We start from the raw sequence: 25,135 nt of genomic DNA on the forward strand, positions 1-25,135 counted from the left end.
CCCGCGCCCCTGAAGGGGCGCGGGCGGCCGCCGTGACACTCATCCGACCCGTCCGTTCCGCCACCCGTCCATCGAACCGAACATCCGCCTTACGGCACGGCGTTCGTACGGGGCGGCCACCGGGAAGGATGAGGTGTGGGCCCCGTGGCGGACGCCGCTGGAGGGGGGAGAAGCCGAAGCCCTGGTGAGACCGGCCGCGCCGCGCGGCGGCGGGCTGTCTCCCTCCGCACCGTCACGCGGCCCGACACCCCAGGACTTGCCATGGCCTCGGCCGTGCCCTGCCTCGAAGCTGTCGGGTTCCGGGAAGGAGAAGCCGTGCCCCAGTCCGAAGACGCACCTCTCGTCGACCTCGAAGCACGACTCGAGCGGGAGGACCCCAGGTTCACCCGGGCCATGAGAGCCGGCCGCCCGGCCCGGCCCCGGGAGTACCGGCGTACCGGAGCCTGGTGGGCCCTGGCCCTCGGCGTGGCCGTCCTGGGCTCCGGCATCGCCCTGGCACAAGGGCTGCTCATCGCGACCGGGCTGGTCCTCGTCGGCATGGCGGCCCAACTGGTCGACCCGGACCCGAGCCGCCTGGGCCGTCAGCGCCAGAGGCGATGGTGACGCGCGCGGCAGGCAGGCCCTACGCCCCGGCCCACTTCCGCAGCAGCGCCTCGCGTTCCTCGCGCGGCGGCGTGCCCTCGGCCGCGTGGTCACGGCCCCAGGCGAGGAGGTCGCCGATCTCGGCGCCGCCCTCGGCGAGCCGCTGGAGGAGGGTGACGGAGAGTTCGTACTCGGAGGGCAGGTAGATCCCTCCGGCGACGGCCGCGAGCACATCCGCCCGGACGGTCTCCTCGGCCGTCGTCACGTCCACGCAGAACGCGGGCGGCAGCTCGCCGTCCCCCGTGACCACGACGAGCGCGGCGTCGAAAGCCATGGACGCCAGCCTCCGCACCCCGGACCGTACGGGCACGTCGTGCGGCTCGATCCGGACCACCTCGTCCCACGTCCAGAACCTGCCCCGGCCGGCCCCCAGCGTCTCGACGCCGTCCTCGGACAGCCGCACCCCGCAGGCGGCTCCCGTGGGCTCGGCACCCACGTACACCGAGTCCTCGCCGATCCAGAACAGGCCGACCATGGCCATGAACGCCTCCCGCAGCTGGCCGGGGGAGAGCGGACCTCGCCCCCCGTGTCGCCGTAGGAGACGGGTGCGGCGGGCGGGAGGTTGCGATCTTCCGGCCGGACCGGCTGGGGCAAGTACCGCCGTCAGAGTGTGGTTGTAACCCGTGTGAACGCCCTGGATGGTGGGACGGCCCGGCATGACTGACGGTGGTTCACGTCAAGGCCGGTCTCGTGAGCTGGCGAGGCGTCAGCGCCCGGCCCGCGACGGAAGGACTCACCGATGCGCTCTGCCCGCATGCTGCTCGCGACGGCCACGGCCACGGCCGCCCTCGCGATCGCCGCACCCACGGCCTACGCCGAGGCGATGGGTGACTGGGACCACGACAACACTTCTAACAGCAGGGAGCACGACAAGGACGGCAAACACGACGCGCCGCGCGGCGGGGTACACACGGGTGGCGGAGCGCTGACCGGAGTGAGCGCGGACGACGACTGGGACAACCCCAAGCACGACCCGGACAACCGCAAGGACGAGGAGCACGGCAAGCACGACGAGCACGGCAAGCACGACGAGCACGGCAAGCACGACGAGCACGGCAAGCACGACGGGCACGGCAAGGGCGACGAGCACGGCAAGCCGCACGGCGCGGTGCACACGGGTGGCGGAGCACTGGCCGCGGTGAACAACGACGACGACTGGGACAGCTCCAAGCACGACCCGGACACCTACAAGGACGACGAGCACGGCGACGACCCCTGGGGCGACAAGCAGGACGAGGACCCCTGGGGCGACAAGGGCGACGACCACGGCAAGCACGACGAGGGCTCCTGGAGCGGCGACAAGCACGACAAGCCGCACGGCGGGATGCACACCGGTGGCGGCGCCCTGGCCGCCGCGCCGGGCGTCACGGCCGGCGGTCTCGCGGTGCTGGCGGTGGCCGGCACCGGCCTGTACGCCCTGCGGCGCCAGAAGGCCTCCCAGGGCGCGGCATGACCGAGGTCTGACCTCATGCCGCCGTGGCCGCCGCACGTGCTCCTCGCGTCGCGGCGGCCCGGCTCGTTCTCCCGCCCCCCTGTCCGCTGCCGTGTCCGTTCCGCTGCCGTGCCCGAATGAGGTGGTCTCCGATGGCAGCCAGCCCCCTTCCCCCTGCCGAGCCCTGCCCCGCGCCGTCGAGGCAGCGATTCCGTACCGTCGTGACGATCCTCTGGAGCGTCGCCGCCCTGGTCCTGACCGTGACCATGGTCGCCGGCCGTGGTGAGTCGTCCGACGCCGGCGGCCCGCCGCACGCCCCGCCGGCCGCGCACGCCACCCCAGCCGCGCCCGACGCGCCGCCCTCGTCCGCGGCGCCGCACCGGACCGCCGCCTCCGGGGCCGGCCCTCATCTGCCGCGGTCCCGGCCGGTCCGCCTGCACATCCCCAAGATCTCGGTGAACGCGCCCTTCACCGACCTCGTCATCGGCCGCAACGGCCAGCTCCAACCGCCTCCGGCCCATGACACCAACCTCGTCGGCTGGTACGCCAAGGGCGTCTCGCCCGGCGAGGCCGGAACCGCGATCATCGCCGGGCACGTGGACACCGCGACCTCCCCGGCCGTCTTCGCGGGGCTCAGCGCGCTGAAGAGGGGCGACCGGTTCCACGTGGCGCGAGCCGACGGCAGCAGGGCGACCTTCGTGGTCGACGACACGGACTCCTTCGACAAGGACGACTTCCCCAGCGAGCGCGTGTACGGCGACACCCCCGACGCCCAGGTCCGGCTCATCACGTGCGCGGGTGCCTACGACCGTCAGGCCCGGGACTACACCGAGAACCTCGTCGTGTTCGCCCACCTCGTGTGACTTCCGGGCCTCCTCCCTGACGTGGTGTTTTAAAGTGACTGCCACCAGTTCAGGCGACTGTGGGACCTGTGAGGTATTCGCGAACCATGACGACCGAAACGTTTGAGTTCCAGGTAGAGGCACGTCAGCTGCTCCAGCTGATGATCCACTCGGTCTACTCGAACAAGGATGTCTTCCTGCGGGAGCTCGTCTCCAACGCCTCCGACGCGCTGGACAAGCTGCGTCTGGAGAAGCTGCGGGACGACTCCCTCGACGCCGACGTGTCTGATCTGCACATCAAGATCGACGTCGACAAGGAGGCCCGGATTCTGACGGTGCGGGACAACGGCATCGGGATGTCGTACGACGAGGTCGGACAGCTCATCGGCACCATCGCCAACTCGGGCACGGCCGGCTTCCTGAAGGAGCTGCGGGAGGCCCAGGACGCGGCCGGCGCCGAGGGGCTCATCGGCCAGTTCGGCGTCGGCTTCTACTCCGGCTTCATGGTGGCGGACGAGGTGACGCTGGTGACCCGGCGCGCCGGCGAGAGCCAGGGGACCCGCTGGACGTCGCGCGGCGAGTCCACGTACACACTGGAGAAGGTCGACGACGCCCCGCAGGGCACCTCCGTGACGCTCCACCTCAAGCCCGCCGACCCGGAGAACCAGCTCCACGACTACACCTCGCCGTGGACGATCAAGGAGATCGTCAAGCGGTACTCGGACTTCATCACCTGGCCCATCCGGATGGTTCCGGAGCAGGGCGACGGCCAGGACGCGCCCGAACCCGAGACACTGAACTCGATGAAGGCCCTGTGGGCGCGGTCGCGCGACGAGGTGTCCGACGACGAGTACCACGAGCTGTACAAGCACATCAGCCACGACTGGCGCGAGCCGCTGGAGACGATCCGGCTCCAGGCCGAGGGCACCTTCGAGTACCAGGCCCTGCTCTTCGTGCCCTCGCACGCCCCGCACGACCTGTTCACGCGGGACTTCAAGCGCGGCGTCCAGCTGTACGTGAAGCGCGTCTTCATCATGGACGACTGCGAGGCGCTGCTGCCGCCCTACCTCCGCTTCGTGAAGGGCGTCGTCGACGCGCAGGACCTCTCGCTCAACGTCTCCCGCGAGATCCTCCAGCAGGACCGGCACATCCGGATGATGCAGCGCCGGCTGACGAAGAAGGTCCTCTCCACGGTCAAGGAGATCAAGACCAAGGACGCCGACCGCTACGCCACGTTCTGGCGGGAGTTCGGCACCGTCCTGAAGGAGGGCCTGGTCACCGACTCCGAGAACCGGGACGCCATCCTCGCCGTCGCGTCGTTCGCCACCACGCACGCCGAGGACGAGCCGACCACCCTCGCGCAGTACGTGGAGCGGATGAAGGACGGCCAGGAGGACATCTACTACATCACCGGTGAGTCCCGGCAGAGCATCGAGAACTCCCCGCACATGGAGGCGTTCCGGGACAAGGGCATCGAGGTCCTGCTGCTCACCGACGCGGTCGACGAGGTGTGGGTCGACGCCGTCGGCGAGTACGAGGGCAAGAAGCTGCGCTCCGTCGCCAAGGGCGAGATCGACCTGGACGGCGAGAAGGACGAGAAGGCCGACGGGGAGCGGGAGAAGCAGGCCGAGGAGTACGCCGGACTGCTCGGCTGGATGCGGGAGCAGCTCGACGAGGACATCAAGGAGGTGCGCCTGTCGGCGCGGCTCACCGTCTCCCCGGCCTGTGTCGTCTCGGACGCGCACGACCTGACCCCGGCCCTGGAGAACATGTACCGGGCGATGGGCCAGGAGGTGCCGCGCACCAAGCGGATCCTGGAACTCAACCCCGACCACCTGCTGGTGAAGAACCTGAACCAGGCGTACAAGGAGCGCGAGGACCGCTCGGGCCTCGTCGAGTCCGCCGAACTGCTCCACACGCTGGCGGTGCTCGCCGAGGGCGGCCAGCCCAAGGACCCCGCACGCTTCGTCAAGCTCGTGGCCGACCGCCTGGAGCGCACCCTGTAGGCAGGGGCAGGATCAGCGGGGGTCCGGGGCGTCCGCTGCCCGCGCGCCGGGCGGGACGACCTCGCCCTGGACCACCCGCGGCGCGGGGGCCGTCCCGGCCTCCTCCTCCTTCGCGGCACGGGCCTCGGCCTTGAGGATGCGGGCCGACTTGCCGGCCGACCGGGCCAGTTCGGGCAGCTTCCTGGCCCCGATCACGGCTATGACGACGATGAGGATGATCGCGAGCTCGCTCAGTCCGAACATGGTGTCCTGTCCTTTCTCGCCCGGGCCGGGCACGGCGCGAGCGTATCGGGCGGGGAGCCCGGTGTGATCCCCGCCTCGGTGGGCGCGACCGCCGGATGCCCGAGCAGATGGGGCAGCATGCCGCGGTCGAGCAGGGCCTGCCGCCAGGCGAGCCGGGCGTGCTCCACGCGCTCGGCCTGCCGGCCCAGTGCCGAGAACAGCAGCGCGCCCAGGGCGAGGAGGCCGGTCACGGCCGCGACGAGCGCCATCGTCCAGCCGGCCGCGACGAGCGAGCCGGGCAACGGGCCCGGCGCGTCCGCGACCTGCAACAAGCAGCCGAGCAGTAGCAGGCCCCCGGCGGACGCCCCCGCCACGAGCGGCGTGAGCACCGCGAGGGCGGGCAGCAGACTGCCGGTGGCGAGCGGGCGCCGCGCGTCCAGCCGGGCGGCCGTCCGTACGGCGAGGTAGGCGCGGTACGGCTCGCCGGCCGCCGCAGTGATGTCGTCGGCGTGCGCGAGCGCGTGGGCGCGCAGGTGCGCGGCGGTCCGGCCGGTCGGGTCGGCGCGCACGGCGCCGTGGATGTCCGCGGTGCGCAGAGCCTGATCCAGTACCGCTTCGAAGTCCGCGCGGTCCTCGGGGTGGAGGCGGGGCGGATCGGCCACAAGGTCTCCTTCTCGGTTGCTGTGTCGGACGTCGGTACCGAGCGCATTTAAATCTACAGCACTGTAGAAGTAGGCGGGGTCGGGTCCGCGGATCTATACGATGTCCGCACGGGCACGGCAGGGCGGCGAAGGGAGGCAGGGCGGTGACGGATCCCGGGCAGCGGCCCCGGCGGGGGCAGGGCGAGCTGGAGGCGCTGGTGCTGTCGGCACTGCGGGAGGCGGACGGTCCGGCGACGGCCGGCTGGGTGCAGGAGCGCCTCGGCGGCGACCTCGCGTACACGACGGTGATCACGATCCTGACCCGGCTGCTGGGCAAGGGCGCGGTCACCCGGGAGCGGGTGGGCCGGTCCTTCGCCTGGACGCCCGCCTCGGACCAGGCGGGCCTGGCCGCCCGGAAGATGCGCAAGGTGCTGGACGCCGAGAGTGACCGCGAGGCCGTGCTGGCGAGCTTCCTCACCGGCCTCGACCCGGACGACGAACGGCTGCTGCGCGACCTGCTGGATCAGGCTCACGGCGAGGGGGAAGGCTGAAGCCTCATGGGGGTCTTCGTCTTTCTGCCACTGGTTCTCCCGCTCACGGCCTGGCCGGTCGCACGCCTGGCCGAACAGCATCTGCACCCGCGTACCGCGACCCGGTTACTGACCGCGATGGCGGCGGTGCTGGCGCTGTGCAGCACGGTGTGCCTGGGGCTGGTCATGGTGGTCGGCACGGCCCAACTGCCCGGCAACCCGCTGCCCGACGGCTGGTCGGACCCCGAGGTGCGGGCAGCGGTGCCGTACGACGAGGTCGTCGGAAAGGCCGCGATTCCCGCGCTGTGCGTGGTGGTCGTCGCCTGCGCCCGCACGCTGTGGCGGCACGCCCGGGTGCGCCGCCAGGCCCACCGCGCACTGTCCGGGCTGCCGGACACGGAGGTGGCCGTCCTGCCGGACGGCATCCCGTACGCGTATGCGCTGCCCGGTGGCCGCCGGGGCGGTGGTGTGCTGCGAGGCCTTCGCGAGGGCGGTCGAGTGCTGCGTGGCGGGCGCCATGGCAGTGGTGTGCTGCCGGGCCGTCGCGAGGACGGTGGTGGGCTGGATGTCGGTCGCCAGGGCGGCGGGTGCCAGGACAGTAAAGGCCTGGGTGAGGGTCGCCGGGGCGGTGGTGCTCCGCGCGGCGGTGCCGGGCGCCGTGTCCGTCGTCGGCGTGGCGGGCGGGTCGTGGTGACCACCGCCCTGCTGGAGCGGCTCCGGCCGGCCGAGCGGCGGGCCCTGTTCGCCCACGAGCGGGTGCACCTCGCCGCCCGGCACGACCGCTTCCTGCTCGCCGTCCAGCTCGCGGCCCGGGCGAACCCGTTCCTGCGGCCGCTGCGCACCGCCGTGGCGTACACGGCCGAGCGGTGGGCGGACGAGGAGGCGGCCCGGGCGATCGGCAGCCGCCGCACGGTGGCGCGTGCCATCGGCACGGCCGCCCTCGTCTCCCGTGGCACCCCCGCGCCCACGCTCGCCGGACTCGCCGCTCCGGGCCCGGTGCCGCGCCGGGTGGCGGCCCTGCTCGGCCCGCCACCCGCCGTACGCGCCTGGCCCCCGGTGTCCACCTCGGTCGGACTGGCGGCCTGGGGCGCGGCCGCCGGGACGGCCGTGTCGGCGATGTCCTCCGCGAACTCCGCCGTCACGATGGTGCTCATCCTGCATGCGGCGACACCTCTTTGAGGGGGGCGGGGCCTCAGCCCTCCTCTTCCTCCTCGCCCTCGAAGAAGTCCCCGACCTCGTCGATCACTTCGTCCGCGACCATGCCGCCGACGACCCCGGCCGCGAGTCCGGCCGCGCCCGCCGCGACGGCGGTTCCCATGCCGGGACCCGAGCGGTGGCCGTCATGGTGGTGCCCGCCATGCCCACCGTGCCCGTGGCCGCCCGGGCCGAACGCGACGGGAGAGTCGTGGCCCATGGGTGAGCCGTATCCCGCGGGGGAGCCGTACGAGGCCCGGTGCTCGACCAGTTGCCGGATCCAGCCCTCGACGGTCGCGGCCCAGTCCTGGTGCTCGGTCCCCTCGTGGGAGACCGTGAAACGGGTCAGCGCGTCGTGGCCCGGCGACAGGAAGCCGCCGCGCTTGTCCGCCTCCAGCACGACCTCCATACCGCCCGGGCTCGCCAGGAACGTCAGCTCGATCTCGTTGACCTGGTGTGCGTACCGGGGGGACGGGACGAGTTCGATCTCCTGGTAGAAGGGCAGTTGCTGGCCGGTGCCGCCGATGCGGCCGTATTCGAGGTCGGCCGACCTGAAGCCGAACCCGAGCCCGCCGAGGGCTTCGAGTACTGCCTCCTGCACGGGCAGCGGTGTGACGTTCAGCTGGTCCAGGTCGCCCTTGTCCTTCGCGCCGGCCACCGACAACTCGGTGCGCACACCCAGGACGACGCCCAGGCTCTGGCCGTGCAGCTCGGTGACCGGCGTCTCCCAGGGCAGGGTCACGCTGAACGGCACGCCACGCCGCTCGCCCTCGGCGAGCCGGAAGCCGCCGCCGACGGTGAAGCGGCCGAAGGCGACGAAGCCCTCACTCTCGCCGCCCTGGTGCTCGGCCTCGACCCGGGCCACCAGCTCCAGGGTGATGTGCTCGATGTCGAAGTCGGCTTTGCCGCCCACCAGTCGGACCTCACCGGTGAGCGTGCCGCCGGGCCGGACGGGAGCCGGGTCGAGGACCGTGTCGACCGTGGGGCCGCCCACGCCGAGCGCGCCGAGCAGTCGTTTGAACACCATGGTGGCGTTCACTCCTCACATGCGTGTACGAACGTTCTACAAGCATGTAGAAGTATAGGGGACGCATGACGGACGTGATCTTGCGCGTCGGTTGCGGAGGAGAACCGCTCACTCCTCCGCAACCGCACCCGTCATCGTGCGCTTCAGCCCACGACCCGGCCCAGCTCGATCCGGTCGATGTTCGGCGCCCAGGCGCTCGCGTTGCCGAACGTCACCTTGTTCGCGCCCTTCGCCAGATCGACCGGGACACCGACGGTCCAGTAGTCGTCCCAGCTCCAGGTGTTCTTGAAGGTGACCTTCACCGGGTCCGCGGTCCCGACCGTGATGTCCGCCGTACGGGACATGATGTCCGTGTTGTAGGCGTGACCGTTGTCCCGGCGGTCGTTGTGCGCGTAGTGCACGACCAGCAGATAGCGGCCGGACCGGGGTGCGTCCACCGTGAACTCGGCGGTGCTGGAAGCGCTGTTGCCGAGCCAGCCGATGTACGAGCCGGCCGACGCGTGCGGGGAGTCGACGAGCTTGGCCCCGCCGGCGAGCGTGGCCTTGGCGCCCTCATAGGTGAGGGTGCCGGCGGCCGAGCCGTCGCCGGAGACGTCGAGCGAGCGGACGGCGGAGTGGCCCGACGTCATCGCGATCCGGTTGTTGCCCGCGACCAGGTAGAGCCGCAGCGGGCGGCCGGGCGCGGCCGTGACCGTCTCCCCGTGCAGCGAGAGCTTCACGGCCGCCGAGGTCCGCGGCACCACCGTGTAGTAGCCGTCGCGCGGGGCGTAGACGTCGAACACCGCCTTGTCACCGGAGCGCAGGACCAGGGAGCCCGTGCCCACGCCGGCCGACGAGGTGTAGTCGTACGACGGCTTGCCGCCGATGTCCGCCAGCGTGGCCTCGTAGGAGGCGGAGGGCGCGCCCGTCCGGCTGGTCAGGTCGATCCGGTCCAGGGTGACCTCGGCGTCGCCCTTGGACAGGGTCAGCTGGTGTGTGCCCGCCTTCAGCTGGACGCGGACGTCCTTCTTCGCGCGGTACGTCCAGTTCTCGGTGGAGGGGTAGGTGACCGTCACCGGGTCGCCGCCGTCGACCGACAGCTTCTGCGTGGCGGGGCCGCCGGACTGGTTGCCGTACAGGATCGCCAGGTCGTACGTGCCGTCCTTGGGCACCGTCACCGAGAAGGCGACCCTGCTGCCGGGCTGGTTGAGCGAGCCGACGTCCTTGGTGCCGGAGGCCGCGTAGCCGTTGGCGTTCTGGACCGTGCCCTGCGTGTAGACCTTGCCGTCGGTGATGGCCGCGTCCTCGGCCTCGTACGAGGCGGACCACGGGACGGAGGCGGCGGACGGGGTGCCCGAGCCGCCGGGAGTGAGGACGACCCGGTAGGCCGACATCTTGTGCAGGCCGCGCAGCGGCACGGTCACCGAACCGTCGTCCGCGACCTTCACCTTGGTGCGCGCGAGGACCTGCGGCGCCGCGTGCTGCCCCTCGTAACCGGACCAGGCGGCCTCGGCGACGGTCGCGGTGACCGTACGGCCGAACACCGACCGGGGGACATTGCGCACGACCACGTCCGAGTCGGCCGCGGAGCCGCCGAGCAGGACCTGCGCCTGGCGGCGGGAGGTGTCGAGGGAGGCCAGCCCCTGGAGTGTGTCGATGGTGTTGGGCTGCGGCGGCGTCACCTTCACGGTGTTCCCGGTCATGCCCGCGTACCAGCGGAACAGCCACCAGCCGCCGTTGGGGATGTTCGAGCGCACCACGTGGCCGCTGAGGTTGCCGGCCGCGTCCCAGTAGGCCATGTTGGCGTACACCTTGTTGCGCTCGAACATCGAGACCCACTGCACGAGCTGCCCGGGCACGGACAGGTCGCGGCGGTTGGCGTACTCGTCGATGTTGATCTTCAGCGGGGCTATGCCCGCCTCGCGCTCCAGCTTGCGGTAGTCGTCGTAGTGCGCCTGGAAGTCGCGCAGCGAGCCGGAGCCCAGCTCGTGCCAGGTCATCACCTGGGGGAGCACGTTCTCGCGCTTGGCGAAGGCGAGGAAGTCCTTCAACAGGCGGGTGTGGTACGCGGCTTCGTTGGGACCGGCGATCCGTGCGTCCGGGTCGATCGCGCGGATCCGCTGGTACACCGTCTTCCAGTCCTTGAAGAACCGGTCGCGGTTCTTCTCGTACTGGGCCTGGTCGGAGACGTCGAGCTTGTACCAGATCTGGTCGGGCTCGTTGAACGGGATGTAGACGAAACGCTCGCTGTTCGGGTCGGCCGAGACCTCCTTGGCGATCTTGTCGACCTTGGGGAGGTAGTCGTCGATGCCGAGGTCCTCGTACGGCCACTTGGCGTAGATGTCCTGCATCATCACGTTGATCTCGCCGCCGCCGGTGCGGAAGAACGACTTGGAGACGGTGAGCGCGTCGCCGTTGGGGTGCTGCGCGCCGCCCTCCGGCTTCTGCGAGATGCTGGTGATCTTCAGCGGCTCCATCGCGGCGTCGCTGGGCACACCGTCGTCACTGAGGCCGTACAGCGAGCCGTTGGCGCCGAGCATCACCGGGCCCTCGGAGGCTTTGAGGTCGACGGTGAGGCGCTGCGGGTCGGCTGCTGCCGCGTTGCCGGCTGCGGGGAGGGTGGCTGCCATGGCGGCTGCTCCAAGTAGTGCTGCTATCAAGGCGGTTCTGGGACGAGACCTCGTACCGGCTCTCGTGCGGGCGGGGGTGATCACGCTGCTGGACCTCCAGTCACTTCACGGCTCCACTGGTGATTCCGGACACGATCTTTCGCTGGCCGACGAGGAACACGGCGACCATGGGCAGGCTCATCACCACGACGTACGCGAAGACGAGATGCCAGTTGTTGAGGTAGAGCTGGGCGCTGGCGACCTGGTAGAGGTTGAGCGGCAGGGTCGCCCGGTCTCCGCCGCCGAGGACGAAGAACGCGTAGAAGATGTCGCTCCAGGCGTAGAGCATCACCATGATCGTCGCGGTGGCGATCACGGGCCGGAGCAGCGGCAGGACGATCCGCCAGAAGATGCGCGACGGGCTCGCCCCGTCCATCCGGGCGGCCTCCTCCAGTTCCATGGGGATGGCCCGGATGAAACCGGTCATGAAGAAGATCGACGTCGACAGGTACATCCCGGTGTAGACGGCGATCATGCCGGGGCGGGTGTTGGACAGCCCCAGTTGCCGCAGCTCCATCACGATGGTGATGACGGCGGGCGGCAGCAGCAGTCCGCTGATGCACAGCGCGTACGCCGCCGAGACCAGCTTCGACTTGCGCCGGGCGAAGACCCAGGCGGCGCCCGCGCCCAGGATCAGCACCAGGATCACCGAAGGCACCACGACCAGCAGCGAGTTGAGGAAGCCGCGCAGCATCTCGCCCTGGCTGACGGCGTCCGCGTAGTTGCTCGCGGGCTGCCAGTGCCGGGGCAGGTCCAGGTTCGGCTTGATCGCCTCGGCCTGCGGCTTGGCCGAGGTGACGGCGACCAGCCACAGCGGCACGCCCACGGCCAGCGCGGCGAGCAGGACGACGAGGGAGGGGCGGCCGTACCGCCACACCGCGGTCACAGCAGCTGCTCCCTTCGCCGGAGCCCCACGACCAGCGGGATCGCCACGGCGACCACCACCAGGAACAGGACGAGGCTCATCGCGGAGGCCTGCGCGTACAGGCCCTGCCCGAAGATCCGGAACATGTAGATGTTGAAGACCTCGGTGGAGGCCGCGGGGCCGCCGCCCGTCGTGGCCTGCACGATGTCGAAGGTGTTCATCGAACCGATGAGCGCGGTGGTGACGTTGAAGGTGACGGCCGGCGCGAGCATCGGCCAGCGCACCGACCAGAAGGTCCGCCAGGGCCCCGCGCCGTCGCACTTCGCGGCCTCCAGCATCTCGCCGGGGATGCCCTTGAGCCCGGCCAGATAGATCAGCATCGACAGGCCCATCCACTTCCACCCGTGAATGAGCGTGACGATCACCAGCGTCCAGGTCGTCGAACCCAGCCACGGAATGTCCGTGCCCAGGACGGAGTTGACGGCCCCGTCCTGGTCGAGCAGCGCCTGGAAGACGTAACCGGTCGCCAGCGCCGAGATCAGCACCGGCAGGAAGAAGACCGCACGGAAGAACCGGTTGAAGCGGCTGTCGTCCTCCAGCAGCAGCGCCAGCACGAGCCCGAAGCCGTTCTGGAACAGTGCCGCCAGCAGCGCGTACACCAGGGTCGTGCGGATCGCCCGCAGCAGCGAACCGTCCTCGGCGATGGTCCGGAAGTTGTCCAGGCCCGTGAAGGCGATGTCCGCGTGGTACGAGGACCAGTTGGTGAACGGGTAGTAGAAGTTGAGCAGGTTGGGCACCAGGAAGAAGCCCGCGAAGACGACGATCGCGGGGAGCGCGAACCACCAGGGGTGGTGCACTGCGGCGCGAGGCAGCCGTCCCACGCCCTTCGGTGCGCCTTGTGCAGCCGGCTGCTTGCGCGTACGTACGACCGTGTCCGCCATGGTCAGAACCCGGGGGCGCCCTGGGCCTTGGCCACCTGCGCGAACTGGTCCTGGATCGCCTGCGCGACCTGCTGCGGGCTCTTCTTGCCGAAGATCATGTCGGCCAGGTAGAGGTGGGTGTCGGGGGCGACGATCGCCTTGGCCTGGAAGACACCGATGGCCTTGGGCAGGGCGGCCACCTGCGCCTTGGACGTCTCGGGCAGGCCGTCGGGGGTGGGCACGGACGGCTGCACGGACGGGATCTTCATCGTCTTGATGTAGTCCGGGTAGTCCGGGCCGAGCCAGAAGGCGAGGAACTGCCGGGCCGCGTTCTGCCGCTTCTCGTCACCGGTCTTGAAGGCGACGACACCGTTGGTCTGGTCGGGGGAGTACAGGCCGGTGGCCGAGGAGTTGGCGACCGGGAACCAGCCGATCTTCTTGTCGAGCTCGGCGGTGGAGTACTTGGCCTGCAACTGGCTCTGGAAGGACGTGACGTTGAGGACCATGCCGGCGTCGCCCTTCCACAGGGCGTCGGCCTGCCCGGTGAAGGTGCCCGTCCGGTAGTTCTTCTGGGCCAGCCCGGCGTCGAGCAGCTTCTCCTTGTACTTCTTGATCGCGCCGACGACGACCGGGTCGGTCCACTTCTTCTTGCCGGCGTTCAGGTCCGCCCACCACTGCCGGTCGAGGTCGGTGAGCTGGACCTGCATCTGCCACTGGAGCGGCCACTTGTCGCCGCCGGCCTCGTAGAAGGCGGCCGCGTCCGTCTTGTCGACGACCTTGTGCCCGAGGGCGAGCAGTTCGTCGTAGGACTTCGGGAAGTCCTTCTCGCTCAGCCCGGCCTGCTTGAAGACGTCCTTGTTGTAGTAGACGCCGAGCATGGCGGGGCTGGTGACGATCGCCGCGTACCGCTTGCCGTCGATCATGCCGAGGGACTTCTCGGTGTCGCCGAGCTTGGACTCCCACGGCTCCCCGTCGAGGGTGAGCAGGTTCTGCTTCGGCTGGACGAACGGCAGCGTGGAGATGGACGGCTGCCAGAACATCAGGTCGGGGCGGTCGCCGGAGGCGAGCTTCGTCGGCACGTTCTGCTCGTAGAGGTCCGGGATCGCCTGGGTGTCGACCTCGGCGCCGGTGGCCTTCTCGAAGGCGTCGATGACCTGCTTGGGCGCGTTCACCGTGTTCTGCGCGGTCCACATGGTCAGCTTCACGCCGTCCAGCCGGGCGGTCGGATTCACCGCCGTCCGCTTGGCGTCCGAACCGTCCGAACCGGAGTCCCCGGCGGTGGGGTCGCTGCACGCGGTGGCGGCCAGGCCGGCGGCGCATATCAGCGCCAGGGCGGGGAGAGCTCTTCTCTTCATCTCGTGCCTTTCGGAGCAGGCGGTTCGGTTCACAAAGCGGGACTCACAACTGCTGGGCTCGTGCTGGCTGTTCAGGCATCGGTGGTTCAGGCCCCGGCGGGCGGTGGCCCCGAGCTCTCCCGCACCACCAGTTCCGGCACGGACACGGGGTGCGGGGCGACCGGCGCGGACTCCTCCAGCACGCCGTGCAGCAGGGCGAACGCGGACCGCCCGAGGCCGGTGAAGTCCAGGCGTACGGTCGTCAGGGACGGGGTGAGGAAGGCGGAGTGCGGGGCGTCGTCGAAACCGGCCACGCTGACCTCGCCCGGCACCGAGCGGCCGGACTCGTGCAGGGCGCGCAGCACGCCGAGCGCGAGGTCGTCGTTGCCGCACAGGATCGCGGTGACGGACTGGTCCTTCGCCAGCTTCAGCCCGGCCGCGTGCCCGCCCGCCGGACCCCAACTGCTCTGCACGGGGCGGGGTTCCGGGGCGCCGGCCTCCTTCAGCGCCTGCCGCCAGCCGCCGGTGCGGGCGCTGGTGCGGCGGGTGCTGGACGGGATGGCCACGTAGTGCACGGTCGCGTGGCCGAGCGAGAGCAGATGGCGGGTCGCCTGGTAGGCCGCCTCGCGGTCGTCGGCCCACACCCACGGGCGGTCGCCGCCGGGCGGGGTCGCCGGAGTCTCGACCACACCCACCACCGGCAGCCCGGCGGGCACGGCTCCCAGCGCCCGGACACCGGCCGGATCGTAGGCGATCACGATGATCCCGCCGCCGGCATCCGCCGCGCGCTGCACCTCGGCGGCGACGGCCGCGTCCTCGGCGGATTCCAGGACCCCGATCCCCACCGCGTACGACGCCGCGCGGGCGGCCTCCTCGATGCCCTGGAGGATCGAGGCGTAACCGTAGTGGGTGGTGTTCGCGGTGAGCACGGTCACGGCCCGGCTGCGGCCGCTGGCCAGGGCGAGGGCGGTCGCGTTGCGGCGGAAGCCCAGCTCGTCGATGGCGGCGAGCACCCGCTCCCGGGTGGACGGCCGGACGCTGGGATGGCCGTTGATCACCCGCGAGACCGTCTGGTACGAGACCCCCGCGGCGGTCGCGACGTCCCTGATGCTCGCCGGGCGCCTTGTGTGACCGGTCACATTCATGCGAGGATTGTGACCGGTCACACTTGGGTCGTCAAGAGACCGTAACGAGGGATTCACGCGGACCTCCGCTCCCCGAGGACGGGACGGGGTCAGGAGGGGGAGCACCTTGACCGGCACGGCGGATGCGGCGCACATGGCCTCCAACCAGCGGCAGGACGAGTTCACTTGGGGACATCAGGCCCTCCGGGCCGGGTTCGCGATCGCCGCCGACGGGACCCTGCGGCTGGTCCGCCTGGCCCACCCCGACGACGACCGCCCCGCCGCCCCGCACTCCGCGCTCCCGCTCGTGGAGCTCACCGCCCTCGGCCACGGCAGCGGCTGGTCCGGCCCCCGCTTCACCGGCACGGCCTTCGGCGCCCGGCTCGCCTACCGGACCCACCGCACGGAAAGACGCGACGGCTGGGAGTGGCTGACCATCGAACTCCACGACCCGGACACCGGGTTGACGGCCTCAGTCGAACTCACCTCACCCACCGGCGTGTCGGCCCTCCGCTCCCGGGTCCGCCTCCGCAACGAGGGCAGTGCACCCCTGGTCGTCCAGTCCGTCAGCAGCCTCCTGCTCGGCGGCCTGCCCGCGCCGGACACCCTCGACGTCCACCGGGCCCGCAACGACTGGCTCGCCGAGTGCCGTTGGTACACCGAGCCGCTGCGCGCCGCCGTCGCCGACATCCACGTCGACGTCCACCAGCACGACAGCCGGGCCGCCCTCGCCCTCACCGGGCGCGGCAGCTGGCCCACCGACGGCCATCTGGCCATGGGCGCGCTGACGGAGCGCGGCGGCGGCCGGGCCTGGGTCTGGCAGGTCGAGTCCCCCGCCGGCTGGCGCTGGGACCTGGGCGAACACGCACACGGCACCTACCTGGCGCTGAACGGCCCGACCGACGCGGAACACCAGTGGCGGGTCCGGCTCGCCCCGGGCGAGGAGTTCACCACCGTGTACGGGGCCCTGGCGCTGGGCTCCGACCTCGACTCCGCCATGGGCGCCCTGACCTCCTACCGCCGGGCGGTCCGCCGTCCGCACCCGGACCACACCGCCCTGCCCGTCGTCTTCAACGACTACATGAACACCCTGATGGGCGACCCGACCACGGCCAAGCTCCTGCCGCTGATCGACGCCGCCGCCGACGCCGGCGCCGAGTACTTCTGCATCGACTCGGGCTGGTACGACGACGACACCCGGGGCTGGTGGGACAGCGTCGGCGCCTGGCAGCCCTCGCCGCGCCGCTTCCCCGACGGCGGCATCCCGGCCGTCCTGGACCGGATCCGGGAGCGCGGGATGGTGCCCGGGCTGTGGCTGGAGCCGGAGGTCGTCGGCGTGCGCAGCCCCGTCGCGGCAGAACTGCCCGACGAGGCGTTCTTCCAGCGCGACGGCGTGCGCCTGGCCGAACAGGGCCGCCACCAGCTCGACCTGCGGCACCCGGCCGCCCGCGCCCACCTCGACAAGACCGTGGACCGCATCGTCGGCGACTGGGGCGTGGGCTACCTCAAGCTGGACTACAACATCGTGGTCGACCCCGGCACCCAGGCACCCGGCGACCTCGCACCGGGAGCCGGGCTGCTGGGCCACGCCCATGCCTACCTCGACTGGCTGTCCGGCGTACTGGACCGCCACCCCGAGCTCGTCGTGGAGAACTGCGCCTCGGGCGGCATGCGCATGGACGGCGCCACCCTGGCCGTCGCCCAGCTCCAGTCCACCAGCGACCAGCAGGACCCCCTGCGCTACCCGCCCATCGCTGCCGCCGCGCCCACCGCCGTCCCGCCCGAACAGGGCGCCGTCTGGGCCTATCCGCAGCCCGGCTTCGACGACGACCTGATCACCACGACCCTCGGCGGGGCGCTGCTCGGCCGTATCCACCTCTCTGGCCACCTCAACCGCATGTCGGAACACCAGCTGGCCCTCGTGCGGGATGCCGTCGCGGTCTACAAGTCGATCCGCGGGGACCTCGCGCGGGCCCTGCCCTTCTGGCCGCTCGGCCTGCCCGGCTGGACGGACGAGTGGCTCGCCCTGGGGCTGGGAGTCCCCGGGGGCCGCACGGCGTACCTGTCGGTGTGGCGGCGCGGAGGACCGGCCGAGCTCCGCGTCCCCGTCCGGCACCTGGCGGGCCGGACCGTCCGCGCGGACGTCCTGCACCCGTCCTCCGCGCAGGCGGGCCGGGCCGTCTGGGACGGGGACGGGCTGACGGTGTCCGTGCCGCGCACGCCCGGTGCGCTGCTGATCCGGCTCACGCAGGACGAGTAGGCGGGACGCCGGACGGTTGGCGCTGCGCGGACGGTCGGCGGGACGCCGGACGGACAGCGGGGCGTGGCGGTTGGCGGGGCGCCGGGCGTCAGCCGTGTGCGGTGCTTCCCTCGCGGACGGCGTTCCGGTCCCGCGCCTGCTGATGAGCGTCCCGGCGGAACGCCCACGTCATGTCGGGCTCCATCACCCAGCGGAACAGCCGTCGCACCGGCGGGGTGCACAGCGCGGTCACGAGCACCGCGGCGAAGACCGTCACCACGACCACGCCCCCGGGCTGGTGAACCCAAGCCGGTTCGTACCAGCCCCAGAACTTGGAGCCCTGGGCGACGAAGCCGTGCAGCAGGTAGCCGTACAGCGTCCCGGCGCCCAGCACCGTGAACCACGCCCGGCGCCCGGGCACCCACGCCAGGAAGCAGGCCACCAGGACCAGCGAACAGCCGAAGGTCGCCAGCGTCATCACGGGACCGTACCAGGCGGGCGCGCCGAGTTCCCCGGCACTGTCGCGGTGGTAGAACCAGGCGCCGGTCATCCGCGGGACCGCCCAGTAGGCCACGACGACCGCGGCGGCGAAGACCGGCACGGCCAGCACACGCGCCGAGCGGCGGCGCACCAGCCGGAAGTGCTCGGGCTTCAGCAGCAGACCGAGGACGAAGTACGGCAGGAACTGAAGGGTGCGTTGCAGGTCGAGATCGTTGCCGACGGACGACGAGAGCGTCGCCAGCATCGCGATGACGAGGGCGATCGGCAGCGGCCACCGCACGCGTCGCCACACCGGCGTCGTCAGCCGCCAGATGAACAGCGCCGCAAGGAACCACGTCAGATACAGCGGATCCAGCAGGCTGACCGGCCGGTCGGGCTCCTGGTCCGTCCAGCGGGTGAACAGGGTGTACGCCGTCTCGAAGACGACGTACGGCACCGCGAGCCCGGTGACCAGACGCCTGATGCGCCCCGGGCTCGCGTCGAAGGAGCGCGAGAAGTAGCCGGAGATGACGATGAACGCCGGCATGTGGAAGGCGTAGACGACCATGTAGAGCGCGCTGACCGCCCGGCTGCCGTCCCGCAGCGGCTCCCAGGCGTGCCCCATGGCCACCAGCACGATCGCCAGGTACTTGGCGTTGTCGAAGAACGCGTCGCGCTGTCCGGCCTCCTTCGGCGGGGCGGCGGCGCGTGAGGTACCTGCCCCGGTCTCGCCGCTTCTGCTCCTCACGGCCTGCATGCGCAGGGTGTCCTCGCTCATCGCACCTCCCGCGCACGGTGCTGGGGACACGGACGGGCGGGTACACGTCTTGCCGGAGTGACGGCGGTGGGGTGCCGGTGCGACATCCCCGCCGCCTCACCACTCCGGCCTGGCGTAAACCGCTTTCTGGTGCGGATGTTGCGCGGATCACACCCAGGTGGGTGACGCCGCCCGGTCAGCTCACCGAGCAGGCCGCGCCGTTCAGCGTGAACGCCGTCGGGCTGGGGTTCGCCGTCGCCCGGGAGGCCGTGAAGCCCAGGGTGACCGAGCCCGCCGCGGGGATCGTCGCGGTGTACGAGGCGGCCGCGACGCTGACCTCGGAGCCGCTCTGCGTCGCCGTGCCGCCCCACAGGTTGGTGATGCGCTGGCTGTCCGGGAAGGCCCAGCGCAGCGTCCAGCCGTTGATCGCCGACGTGCCGGTGTTGCGCAGGGTGATCTCGCCCTGGAAGCCGCCGGGCCAGCTGCCCGTCACCCGGTAGCCGACGCCGCAGGACGACGATGAGCCGCCGGAGGAGGTCGTGAACGTCACCGTGGCCGAGCGGGGCGAACGGTTGCCGGCGGCGTCACGGGCGTAGACGGCGAAGGTGTAGGAGGTGGCGGGGGACAGGCCGGTGAGGGTGGCGGTCGTGGTGGCCGTGCTGGTGGCGACCGTCTCGCTGCCGCCGCTGACCCGGACGACGTCGTAACCCGTGACGCCGGTCGCGTCGGTGGCGGCGCCCCACTTCAGGGTGGCGGACGAGGAGGTCACGCCGGAGGCGGCCGGGGCGCCGGGAGCCGTCGGGGGAGTGGTGTCACCGCCGCCCGAGGAGTAGATCGCGGCCTCCTTGGCGGTGGCGGCGATGCCGTTCGCGCCGTTGAAGAGCCGCTGCCCCCAGCTGGTGAGCTGGTCCGGGTCGAAGTTCGTGACCATGTCCAGGTACTCGACCCCGCCGCCGTTGCCGCTCCAGGACCAGCCGAGGTAGCCCAGGCGGAGCTGCTGGGCGACGGCCAGGATGGTGTCCTCGTCGGGATTGCCGTCCGAGTGGTCATGGCCGAACTCGCCTACGACGATGGGCAGTTTCGCCGTGACGAAGCGGTTCAGATAGTCGGTGATCTCGGCGGCGGTGTCGAAGACGCCGTACATGTGGATCGAGAAGATCGTGTTGGCGTCCGGGTCCGCGGCGAAGACCGAGGCGGCGTTGTCCCGCATGGTGAAGGCCCAGTCCTGACCCCAGTTGGGCGCGTCGACCATGATCGTGTGGTCGAACCCGGCGGTGCGGAGCTTCTGGATGGCCGCCTTGGTGTCGGCCGTCCAGCTCGCGTAATTGGTGTTGCCGTACGGCTCGTTGCCGATGTTGACGATGACGTAGTCCTCCTGACCGGTCAGCGCGCTCTGCACGCTGATCCAGTAGTCGGCGGCACGGGCGAGCGTGGCGGCTCCGCTCTGTTCGCCGTACCCGGTGGTGTCGTGTACCTCCAGCACACAGATCAGCCGGTTCTGCTTGCACTGGGAGACGACGTTCGCCACGTCGGCGGTGTCGTTGCGGGTCCAGCGGTCACCGCTGGAGAGGACCACGCGGACGGTGTTGGCGCCCTTGGCCTTGATGTGCGCGAGGGAACTGATCCGGTCCGGGAACCAGGTGTGGGCGTGGTTGACGCCACGCATCACGAAGTCGTTCCCGGACGCCTCCAGCAGCCGGCCGTTGTCGATGCGGAAGCCGGTGGGGGCGGCGTGCGCCGGTGTGCCGAGGGAGAGGAAGGAGAGCAGGAGGGCGAGGAGGGCGACGGCCACGGTGGCCACGCGTGGGGTGGGGGCGGTACGGGATCTCATGGCGGCTCCAGAGGTGGGGGGCGAATGGGATGGGGCCTGTTCCGGGTCTCGTCCGGTCCCGGGGAGGGAGCGGTGGGTGTGCTGCCGGGCCGGTCCTGACCCGTGCCGGGTGTCAGTTGGCGGAACTCTTCGCCGTGCACGTGACGGTCGCCGCCGGGGCGCCGGCCGTTGCCGGGGCGGTGGCGACGAAACCGAACGTGGCGCTCGCGCCGGGCGCCAGCGCCCCGTTCCACGCCGCGTTCGTGACCGTCGCCGTACCGTCCGCGGCCGTGGTGAGGGTGCCGTTCCAGACCTGGCCGATGCGCGCGCCGCCCGCCGGTACGACCGTCGCGGTCCAGCCCGAGGCGGCGGAGGCGGACGTGTTCGTCACGGTCACCTCACCCTGGTAGCCGCCCTGCCACGTGGAGACGGCTCGGAAGCGCGCGGTGCAGGCCGCGGGTTCACCCGGGCCACCGGGGTTTTCCGGGACACCCGCGTCGAGGACGGCCTTGAGGGCCGGGAACCAGCGGGCGGCGATCTTGTCGTCACCGGAGGCGTTGGGGTGCACACCGTCGTTGGTGTCCGTGGCCGTGCTGAAACCCGTCCACTGGTCGACCACGGTGATCGGGGAGCGCTCGGTGCCGGTCGCCCGGGCCCAGTCGGGGATCCGCGCGTTGAAGTCGACGACGCGTTGCGCGCAGGCCGCGCAACTGGCCGGGTTCATGGGGATGAGCTGCGCGACGAGGATCCGCATGTCCGGATTCGAGGCCCTCATCTGCGTCACGAGCTTGGTGTAGGCGGCGAGGATGCGGTCGGGGGTGATGCTGCTCCAGACGTCGTTCGTGCCGAAATGCATGACAACGATGTCCGGGCGCGTGGCCGCGAGCCTGCCCGGCATCAGGTTCTGGTCGGCCACGTTGGTCACCAGCTCGCCGCCGTGACCCTCGTTGTCGCCGTCGTGCGCCTGTCCGCAGCCCTGCGGCGGGAGGGTGCCGACGAAGTCGATGTCCGTGTATCCGCTGTTGTGCAGCCGGTTCCAGAGCACCGCCCGCCAGCAGCCCGGCGAGCCGGTGATCGAGTCGCCGAGCGGCATGACGCGGACGGGGTCGGCCGCCGCCGGTGCGGCAGTGGCGCGGGGCGCCAAGGTGATGCCGAGGGGGAGGAGCAGGGCGGCCAGGAGGCCGAGAACCGGGACGATCCGTAAGTGTGAGGACGAGCGGCGGGTTCCGCGCATGGTGATCCCTTCCCTGGATGAGGTGGGAGCGCTCCCATGCATCAAGCCATTGTTGTCATTGACGCGTCAAGGGGGGCGGGTACGCAACCAGGTCATTTCTTTCGGATCGCTCTCGCGCGCCTGCGATAGGTTGCCCGCCATGACTGGATTAGGACCTGTCGCCTGGCCACCTGCCCCGACAAAGACCGAACGGCTGGTGCTCCGCGAGTCAGAGGCCCGCGACCGGGCGGCGTTCATCGAACTGTTCGCCTCGCCGGAAGTGGGCACCTACCTCGGAGGCCCTCGGCCGCGTGCTGAGCTCGAACGCGCGGTGCCCGAGGTGCCTGGGAGGCGCCCCGGCCTGTTCGTGATCGATCTCGACGGAGCGATGATCGGCACGGTCACGCTCGACCGGCGTGACGCGGAACGCCCGGGTCGCGTCCGTCCGGAGGGCGGAGACGCCGAGCTCGGCTACATGTTCCTGCCTCAGGCGTGGGGACGCGGGTACGCCGCCGAGGCGTGCGCGGCGGCACTCGACTGGTTCGCCGACGCGCTTCCCGGTGAGCCGGTGGTGCTCTGCACCCAGACCGCCAACGACCGCTCGATGCGCCTCGCGGCGAGGCTGGGGTTCACCGAGGTGGAGCGGTTCGAGGAGTTCGGCGCCGAGCAGTGGTTCGGCGTGTGGTCCTCGGCCGCGTCGTCCGGTTGAGCCGGGCCCGGCACCCTCCGCCGGGCCCTGACGGGGAGTTCGGGCTTGGACTTTTGCCGTGCCATGAGGCATTCATGACCGGATGCCCAGAGAGCCGAGGTCATGATGGTCGGCGTCGGTAAGGCATGCCTTGGCTAACTCGCTTGCGCGGTGGCCGGGGCGGAGGGCCGGGAGGGCCGCAGCACATGTGGGACGACGCGTTTCCCAGCTTTCTGATCGGGCTGAGGGAGGGACTGGAAGCCGGTCTCATCGTCTCCGTGCTGGTCGCCACCCTCGTGCGGGCGGGCGCCAAGTCCCGTCTGCCGCAGGTGTGGACCGGCGTGCTGGCCGCGATCGCGCTCTCGATGAGTTTCGGCGCGGTCCTCACGTTCACCGCGGCGTCCCTGTCCACCGCCGCACAGGAGGCCTTCGGGGGAACGCTGAGCATCGTGGCAGTCGCCTTCGTGACCGCGATGGTGTTCTGGATGCGCCGCTCGGCCCGCAGCCTGGCGGGCGAGATCAAGGAGAAGGTCACCGGGGCACTGACCATGGGCGCGGGCGTGCTGGTCCTCACCTCCTTCCTGGCGGTGGGGCGCGAGGGCCTGGAGACCGCCCTGTTCCTGTGGACCACGGCCCGCGCGGCACACGAGTCCGCCGGGCCGCTGACCGGCGCGGGAATCGGGCTCGTGCTCGCGGCGGTGCTGTGCTGGGGGCTCTACCGCCGGGTGCTCTCCATCAACCTCACCCGCTTCTTCACCGCCACCGGCGCCGTCCTCATCGTGATCGCCGCGGGCGTGCTCGGCTACGGGCTGCGTGACCTCCAGGAGGGCGGGGTCCTGCCCGGCGGGGCGGCCTACGCCGTCGACCTCAGCGGCAGCGTCGACGCCGGGTCCTGGTACAGCACCCTGCTCCAGGGCGTGCTCAACCTGACGCCGACGATGACGTGGCTTCAGGTGGCCGGGTACGCCGGGTATCTCGGCGTGGTGATGACGCTGTTCGTGAGGGGGGTACGGGGGGCTGCCCCGGCCCTGAGCCCGAGCCCGACACGGCCCGCACCCGGGACACCGGCCCCGTCCGGGCCCGCGTCCGTGACACCGGCTCCAACTGGTGCCGCGCCCGCGACGGGTACGCCCGCGCTCGCAGCCCCGCGTACGGCCGAGCCCGCGACGCCGGCCCCGTCCGGGCCCGCGTCCGTGACACCGGCTCCAACCGGGGCCGCCCCCGTGACGCGTACGGCCGAGCCCGCGACATCGGCTCCGTCCAGGCCCGCGCCCGCGACACCGGCCCCGTCGGGGCCCCCGCCCCGCCCCGCGAAGGCCCCATCGCCCAAGCACACTCCCGCACCCACCCGCCACCGCCCCGCCTGGCTCATCCCCGTCGCCGTGGTCGCCGTGCCCGCGATTCTCGCCGGGCTCGTCGTCGCCCTGGCACGCCCCAAGCCCGCCGGGGGCGAGACGGTCGCCGTCTCCGCCAAGGACTGCGGTCAGGGCTTCACCGCGCCCGAGCCGGGGCGGCAGACCTTCCAGATGCGCAACACCGGCGACCAGACGTCCGAGGTGTACCTCATCGACCCGGGCACCAACGCGGTCTACGGCGAGATCGAGGGCCTGGCCCCCGGCACCACCCGGGACCTCGTCGCCACCGTGGCGGGCGGTACGTACGCCTGGCGCTGTGTCCCCACCGACGGCAAGGCCGTCACCTCCAGGGCGGTCCGGGTCGCCGGCGCCGCCGGTGCCAGGGCCGTCGCTCCCGTCTCCGCGAAGGATCTCGCGGGACCGCTGCGGGCGTACAAGGCGTACGTCGACCGGGGCCTGGCCACCCTCGTCACCGAGACCCGGACACTTGGCGACGACATCCGCAGCGGGCACCTGGACCGGGCACGCGCCGACTGGCTGACCGCGCACCGCACCTACGCCGCCCTCGGCGCCGCCTACGGCACCTTCGAGGACTTCGACCAGAAGATCAACGGCCGGCCCGACGGGCTGCCGGGCGGGGTCCACGACAAGGACTTCACCGGCTTCCACCGGATCGAGTACGGGCTGTGGCACGGTCGGCCGGCCGGTGAGCTCAAGGGCCCGGCGGGGCAACTCGCAGCCGACGTAGCCGGGTTGCGGAAGGCCTTCCCGCATCAGGACTTCGACCCCTCCGACCTGCCCCTGCGTGCCCACGAGATCCTGGAGAACACCCTCCAGTTCGAGCTGACCGGCGACACCGACCAGGGCAGCGGCACCGGACTGGCCACGGCCGAGGCCAACCTCGCCGGTACCCGCGAACTGCTCACCGTCCTGCGGCCGTTGCTCACCACCCGGGCCCCGCATCTGCTCCCGACCGTCGACGCGGACAGCGCACGGCTGCGGACCCTGCTCGACGCCCAGCACCGCGACGGCCGCTGGACCCCCGTCGACCGGCTCGGCCGGACCGCCAAGGACCGGATCGACGGCGCCATGGGGCAGCTCCTGGAAGACCTGTCGCCCGTGCCGGACCTGCTCGAGATCAGGAAGTCCGCGTGAGCACCGGACGC

At 71.4% G+C, this 25,135-nt stretch carries 21 protein-coding genes; 9 read left to right on the forward strand and 12 right to left on the reverse strand.

The annotated features are described in order from the left end of the window. Positions 1–315 precede the first annotated feature (315 nt). Complete coding sequence (locus tag MQE23_RS39090) at positions 316–603, forward strand: DUF3040 domain-containing protein (RefSeq protein ID WP_037667600.1); 288 nt, start codon at positions 316–318, stop codon at positions 601–603. 19 nt (positions 604–622) lie between these two features. On the opposite strand, the gene MQE23_RS39095 is transcribed toward MQE23_RS39090, so the two are convergent. Then, positions 623–1,123: a hypothetical protein gene (locus MQE23_RS39095; RefSeq protein WP_243381601.1), complete on the reverse strand. Its 501-nt coding sequence runs from the start codon at positions 1,121–1,123 to the stop codon at positions 623–625. A 258-nt stretch (positions 1,124–1,381) separates the two neighbouring features. On the opposite strand from MQE23_RS39095, the gene MQE23_RS39100 reads away from it, so the two are divergent. The 3 genes from MQE23_RS39100 (at position 1,382) to htpG (ending at position 4,922) form a co-directional block, all read left to right on the forward strand. Then, complete coding sequence (locus MQE23_RS39100) at positions 1,382–2,095, forward strand: hypothetical protein (RefSeq protein ID WP_037667591.1); 714 nt, start codon at positions 1,382–1,384, stop codon at positions 2,093–2,095. Between the two features lie 131 nt (positions 2,096–2,226). Next, positions 2,227–2,937 carry a class F sortase gene (locus MQE23_RS39105; protein ID WP_243381602.1) on the forward strand — a complete coding sequence of 237 codons (711 nt, stop codon included), beginning with the start codon at positions 2,227–2,229 and terminating at the stop codon, positions 2,935–2,937. An 86-nt stretch (positions 2,938–3,023) separates the two neighbouring features. Further along, positions 3,024–4,922, forward strand: coding sequence for a molecular chaperone HtpG (gene htpG / locus MQE23_RS39110; RefSeq protein WP_243381603.1), 1,899 nt, complete (start codon positions 3,024–3,026; stop codon positions 4,920–4,922). A 12-nt stretch (positions 4,923–4,934) separates the two neighbouring features. Here htpG and MQE23_RS39115 read toward each other — a convergent pair whose 3' ends face one another. Both MQE23_RS39115 and MQE23_RS39120 read right to left on the reverse strand, forming a co-directional pair. Further along, positions 4,935–5,165, reverse strand: coding sequence for a twin-arginine translocase TatA/TatE family subunit (locus MQE23_RS39115; RefSeq protein ID WP_020270641.1), 231 nt, complete (start codon positions 5,163–5,165; stop codon positions 4,935–4,937). Continuing rightward, a complete protein-coding gene (locus MQE23_RS39120; RefSeq protein ID WP_243381604.1) occupies positions 5,153–5,806 on the reverse strand; it encodes a hypothetical protein in 654 nt (217 codons plus the stop codon). The genes MQE23_RS39115 and MQE23_RS39120 overlap by 13 nt, the downstream gene beginning before the upstream one ends. 143 nt (positions 5,807–5,949) lie before the next feature. Here MQE23_RS39120 and MQE23_RS39125 point away from each other — a divergent pair, with 143 nt between their 5' ends. Both MQE23_RS39125 and MQE23_RS39130 read left to right on the forward strand, forming a co-directional pair. Continuing rightward, positions 5,950–6,336: a BlaI/MecI/CopY family transcriptional regulator gene (locus tag MQE23_RS39125; RefSeq protein WP_020270639.1), complete on the forward strand. Its 387-nt coding sequence runs from the start codon at positions 5,950–5,952 to the stop codon at positions 6,334–6,336. 6 nt (positions 6,337–6,342) lie between these two features. Next, the gene (locus tag MQE23_RS39130; RefSeq protein ID WP_243381605.1) at positions 6,343–7,494 is read left to right on the forward strand and encodes a M56 family metallopeptidase; all 1,152 of its coding nucleotides are present in this window, start codon (positions 6,343–6,345) and stop codon (positions 7,492–7,494) included. A gap of 13 nt (positions 7,495–7,507) precedes the next feature. Here MQE23_RS39130 and MQE23_RS39135 read toward each other — a convergent pair whose 3' ends face one another. From MQE23_RS39135 to MQE23_RS39160, 6 genes are all read right to left on the reverse strand, one after another. Beyond that, on the reverse strand, positions 7,508–8,536 hold the full coding sequence (locus MQE23_RS39135; RefSeq protein WP_037667589.1) for a sporulation protein: 1,029 nt from the start codon (positions 8,534–8,536) through the stop codon (positions 7,508–7,510). Positions 8,537–8,679: 143 nt separating this feature from the next. Beyond that, positions 8,680–11,145, reverse strand: coding sequence for a CBM35 domain-containing protein (locus tag MQE23_RS39140; protein ID WP_020270635.1), 2,466 nt, complete (start codon positions 11,143–11,145; stop codon positions 8,680–8,682). A gap of 100 nt (positions 11,146–11,245) precedes the next feature. After that, positions 11,246–12,070: a carbohydrate ABC transporter permease gene (locus MQE23_RS39145; RefSeq protein WP_020270634.1), complete on the reverse strand. Its 825-nt coding sequence runs from the start codon at positions 12,068–12,070 to the stop codon at positions 11,246–11,248. After that, positions 12,067–12,990: a sugar ABC transporter permease gene (locus MQE23_RS39150; RefSeq protein ID WP_243381606.1), complete on the reverse strand. Its 924-nt coding sequence runs from the start codon at positions 12,988–12,990 to the stop codon at positions 12,067–12,069. Before MQE23_RS39150 ends, MQE23_RS39145 begins: the two co-directional genes overlap by 4 nt. A gap of 2 nt (positions 12,991–12,992) precedes the next feature. After that, positions 12,993–14,324: an ABC transporter substrate-binding protein gene (locus MQE23_RS39155; protein ID WP_020270632.1), complete on the reverse strand. Its 1,332-nt coding sequence runs from the start codon at positions 14,322–14,324 to the stop codon at positions 12,993–12,995. An 86-nt stretch (positions 14,325–14,410) separates the two neighbouring features. Next, positions 14,411–15,448, reverse strand: a complete 1,038-nt coding sequence (locus MQE23_RS39160) for a LacI family DNA-binding transcriptional regulator (RefSeq protein WP_020270631.1) — start codon at positions 15,446–15,448, stop codon at positions 14,411–14,413. A gap of 133 nt (positions 15,449–15,581) precedes the next feature. Here MQE23_RS39160 and MQE23_RS39165 point away from each other — a divergent pair, with 133 nt between their 5' ends. Continuing rightward, the gene (locus MQE23_RS39165) at positions 15,582–17,687 is read left to right on the forward strand and encodes an alpha-galactosidase (RefSeq protein ID WP_037667596.1); all 2,106 of its coding nucleotides are present in this window, start codon (positions 15,582–15,584) and stop codon (positions 17,685–17,687) included. 88 nt (positions 17,688–17,775) lie between these two features. Here the strand turns inward: MQE23_RS39165 and MQE23_RS39170 are convergent, their stop codons facing one another. The 3 genes from MQE23_RS39170 to MQE23_RS39180 all read right to left on the reverse strand — a co-directional run bounded on the left by MQE23_RS39170 (position 17,776) and on the right by MQE23_RS39180 (position 21,947). Further along, on the reverse strand, positions 17,776–18,924 hold the full coding sequence (locus MQE23_RS39170; RefSeq protein WP_243381607.1) for an acyltransferase family protein: 1,149 nt from the start codon (positions 18,922–18,924) through the stop codon (positions 17,776–17,778). 175 nt (positions 18,925–19,099) lie between these two features. Next, a complete protein-coding gene (locus MQE23_RS39175) occupies positions 19,100–20,734 on the reverse strand; it encodes a cellulase family glycosylhydrolase (RefSeq protein WP_243381608.1) in 1,635 nt (544 codons plus the stop codon). A gap of 112 nt (positions 20,735–20,846) precedes the next feature. Then, positions 20,847–21,947, reverse strand: a complete 1,101-nt coding sequence (locus MQE23_RS39180) for a GDSL-type esterase/lipase family protein (protein WP_243381609.1) — start codon at positions 21,945–21,947, stop codon at positions 20,847–20,849. 139 nt (positions 21,948–22,086) lie between these two features. Between MQE23_RS39180 and MQE23_RS39185 the strand changes: the two genes are divergently transcribed. Further along, positions 22,087–22,635 carry a GNAT family N-acetyltransferase gene (locus MQE23_RS39185; RefSeq protein ID WP_037667577.1) on the forward strand — a complete coding sequence of 183 codons (549 nt, stop codon included), beginning with the start codon at positions 22,087–22,089 and terminating at the stop codon, positions 22,633–22,635. Between the two features lie 185 nt (positions 22,636–22,820). Continuing rightward, positions 22,821–25,124: an iron uptake transporter permease EfeU gene (gene efeU / locus MQE23_RS39190; RefSeq protein WP_243381610.1), complete on the forward strand. Its 2,304-nt coding sequence runs from the start codon at positions 22,821–22,823 to the stop codon at positions 25,122–25,124. The last annotated feature ends 11 nt before the right edge of the window (positions 25,125–25,135 follow it).

This window comes from Streptomyces sp. HP-A2021, from assembly GCF_022807935.1.
Classification (GTDB): Bacteria; Actinomycetota; Actinomycetes; order Streptomycetales; family Streptomycetaceae; genus Streptomyces; species Streptomyces afghaniensis.

What these genes read in the sequence shown, in the direction of transcription:
- MQE23_RS39095 (WP_243381601.1), bottom strand. Translation starts at nt 1,123, where the DNA reads ATGGCCATGGTCGGCCTGTTCTGGATCGGCGAGGACTCGGTGTACGTG.
- MQE23_RS39100 (WP_037667591.1), top strand. Translation starts at nt 1,382, where the DNA reads ATGCGCTCTGCCCGCATGCTGCTCGCGACGGCCACGGCCACGGCCGCC.
- MQE23_RS39105 (WP_243381602.1), top strand. Translation starts at nt 2,227, where the DNA reads ATGGCAGCCAGCCCCCTTCCCCCTGCCGAGCCCTGCCCCGCGCCGTCG.
- htpG (WP_243381603.1), top strand. Translation starts at nt 3,024, where the DNA reads ATGACGACCGAAACGTTTGAGTTCCAGGTAGAGGCACGTCAGCTGCTC.
- MQE23_RS39115 (WP_020270641.1), bottom strand. Translation starts at nt 5,165, where the DNA reads ATGTTCGGACTGAGCGAGCTCGCGATCATCCTCATCGTCGTCATAGCC.
- MQE23_RS39130 (WP_243381605.1), top strand. Translation starts at nt 6,343, where the DNA reads ATGGGGGTCTTCGTCTTTCTGCCACTGGTTCTCCCGCTCACGGCCTGG.
- MQE23_RS39135 (WP_037667589.1), bottom strand. Translation starts at nt 8,536, where the DNA reads ATGGTGTTCAAACGACTGCTCGGCGCGCTCGGCGTGGGCGGCCCCACG.
- MQE23_RS39140 (WP_020270635.1), bottom strand. Translation starts at nt 11,145, where the DNA reads ATGGCAGCCACCCTCCCCGCAGCCGGCAACGCGGCAGCAGCCGACCCG.
- MQE23_RS39150 (WP_243381606.1), bottom strand. Translation starts at nt 12,990, where the DNA reads ATGGCGGACACGGTCGTACGTACGCGCAAGCAGCCGGCTGCACAAGGC.
- MQE23_RS39155 (WP_020270632.1), bottom strand. Translation starts at nt 14,324, where the DNA reads ATGAAGAGAAGAGCTCTCCCCGCCCTGGCGCTGATATGCGCCGCCGGC.
- MQE23_RS39160 (WP_020270631.1), bottom strand. Translation starts at nt 15,448, where the DNA reads ATGAATGTGACCGGTCACACAAGGCGCCCGGCGAGCATCAGGGACGTC.
- MQE23_RS39165 (WP_037667596.1), top strand. Translation starts at nt 15,582, where the DNA reads ATGGCCTCCAACCAGCGGCAGGACGAGTTCACTTGGGGACATCAGGCC.
- MQE23_RS39170 (WP_243381607.1), bottom strand. Translation starts at nt 18,924, where the DNA reads ATGAGCGAGGACACCCTGCGCATGCAGGCCGTGAGGAGCAGAAGCGGC.
- MQE23_RS39175 (WP_243381608.1), bottom strand. Translation starts at nt 20,734, where the DNA reads ATGAGATCCCGTACCGCCCCCACCCCACGCGTGGCCACCGTGGCCGTC.
- MQE23_RS39180 (WP_243381609.1), bottom strand. Translation starts at nt 21,947, where the DNA reads ATGCGCGGAACCCGCCGCTCGTCCTCACACTTACGGATCGTCCCGGTT.
- MQE23_RS39185 (WP_037667577.1), top strand. Translation starts at nt 22,087, where the DNA reads ATGACTGGATTAGGACCTGTCGCCTGGCCACCTGCCCCGACAAAGACC.
- efeU (WP_243381610.1), top strand. Translation starts at nt 22,821, where the DNA reads ATGTGGGACGACGCGTTTCCCAGCTTTCTGATCGGGCTGAGGGAGGGA.